The sequence below is a fragment of the Aquabacterium sp. genome (assembly GCF_030652515.1).
Lineage (GTDB): Bacteria > Pseudomonadota > Gammaproteobacteria > Burkholderiales > Burkholderiaceae_C > Aquabacterium.
In genome coordinates, this window is record NZ_JAUSAR010000022.1 from 1 (window position 1) to 1,811 (window position 1,811).

The window sequence follows — 1,811 nt, forward strand, 5'->3', positions numbered from 1 at the left end:
TAGCGTATTGCCGGGCCAGAACTGCACCCCCATCAGGTCCGGGGTGCAGACGGCCATGTCGTTGAAATTGTGCAGCGAGGGCATGTGGGCGATCTGGCCGACGTCCAGCCAGAGGCTGGCCAGCTCGTCCAGGGTCGGCACCATGTCGGCCTCGCGGGTCGCGGTGGTGAGGGGATTCGCGGCGGCGGGCGCGATCTGGCCTTCCGCGGCGCCCGCCGCCCCGGCCGCGCACAGCAGCGCCGCGCCCAATGTCATCCATTGCCTGAGGTTCATGCAACGACTCCCACCCGAGCGAAATTTCCAAACACCAAACGCCTTGTTACTACATATCCGGCTTCTTGGTTTCCCACAAGAAATATCACGCAAAGAGACCGCCAGCAATACCCGGCAAAAAACCGATAGTGTAGCTTATTTTCTGTAATTCGCGGTTGACCACCGCTGTGCTTTTCGTAAAGGTTTGATTCGGCCAGAAAAAAACCACGAAGGAGCACAACGATGGTCAAGAGCATGAGAAACCCAAACGGTAAGGCAAGTCAAGGAGGAAGGGAGGGGCCCGCGGAAGCCGACGGCATGTTCGTTCAGCCCGACGTGCTGAAGGCGATGGTCCAGATCGCGGTCCAGCACGTCCTGGAGGGCCAGGTGGAGCGCCACTTGGGCGCCCAGCCTTACGAGCGTGCCGCGGGGCGCCAGGGCCACCGCAATGGCTACAAGCCGCGCACGATGAAGACGCGCCTGGGCGAGTTGGAGTTCGGCGTGCCCCAGGTGCGCGAGGGTGGCTTCCGCCCCACGCTTTTCGAGCGCTACCAGCGCACCGAGAAGGCCCTGCTGATGACGCTGCAGGAGATGTTCATCAAGGGGGTCTCCACCCGCGAAGTCAACGATGTGCTGGAGGCGATGGGCGGCTTCGCGGTCTCGCCGGGGCTGGTCAGCCGGGCCACGGCCGAGTTGGACGAGCAGATCCGCAAGTGGCGCGAGCGGCCGCTGGCGGCACACGAATATCCTTACCTGATCGTCGACGCGCGCTACGAGAAGGTGCGTCGGGGCGGGCGGATCGAGAGCACGGCGGTGCTGGTGATCTGCGGCATCGACGAGGCGGGCCGGCGCGACGTGCTGGGCTACTGGCTGGGCGACTCCGAGAGCGAGGCGACCTGGGGCGAGGCCTTCGGCGACTTGAAGGAGCGCGGGCTGCGCGGGGTGGAGCTGGTGGTCAGCGACGCCCACCAGGGCATCCGCAAGGCCCTGGCCAAGCACTTGCAGGGGGCGGCCTGGCAGCGCTGCCAGGTGCACCTGATGCGTGAACTGCTGAACAAAGCCGCGTGGCAGGATCGCAAGGGACTGGCCGCAGACCTCAAGGCCATCTACACCAGCGAGGAGCCGCAGGCCTGTCTGGCGGCAGCCGAAGCGGTGGCGGCCAAGTGGGAGAAGCGGCTGCCCAAGATGGCCAAGGCGCTGCGGGCGGGGGTGGAGGACACGCTGGCGGTGCTGGCCTTTCCGCGGGAGCACCGGCGGCGGCTGCGGACGACGAACATGATCGAGCGGCAAAACCGGGAGTTCCGCAAGCGCACGCGCAAGGTGTCGATCTTTCCCAACGAGAGTTCGTGCATCCGCTTGTTCGGGGCGATGATACTGGAACTGAGTGAAAAGTGGCAGGGCGAGGAGAAGCGTTATTTGAACATGGAGCGGCGTTAAAACAAACCAGTTAGTTCCCAGGGGGGCTAGCCCCCCTGGGAACTAACTGGGCTAACCCTAAACCGGACCGATACCCAATACGGAAGGCATATCAAATTACAGAAAACTCTTTACACTACTTT

General features: G+C 63.7%; 2 protein-coding genes. One reads left to right on the forward strand and one right to left on the reverse strand.

All coding sequences use genetic code 11. The features are described from left to right. On the reverse strand, nucleotides 1-273 hold a 273-nt coding region (locus Q7V20_RS03675), incomplete at its 3' end, for a hypothetical protein (RefSeq protein WP_304787289.1). A gap of 297 nt (nucleotides 274-570) precedes the next feature. Here Q7V20_RS03675 and Q7V20_RS03680 point away from each other — a divergent pair. Then, on the forward strand, nucleotides 571-1,689 hold the full coding sequence (locus tag Q7V20_RS03680; RefSeq protein WP_304787291.1) for an IS256 family transposase: 1,119 nt from the start codon (nucleotides 571-573) through the stop codon (nucleotides 1,687-1,689). Nucleotides 1,690-1,811 lie beyond the last annotated feature (122 nt).

Coding starts and splice junctions, on each gene's coding strand:
- Q7V20_RS03680 (WP_304787291.1), top strand. CDS start 571: ATGTTCGTTCAGCCCGACGTGCTGAAGGCGATGGTCCAGATCGCGGTC.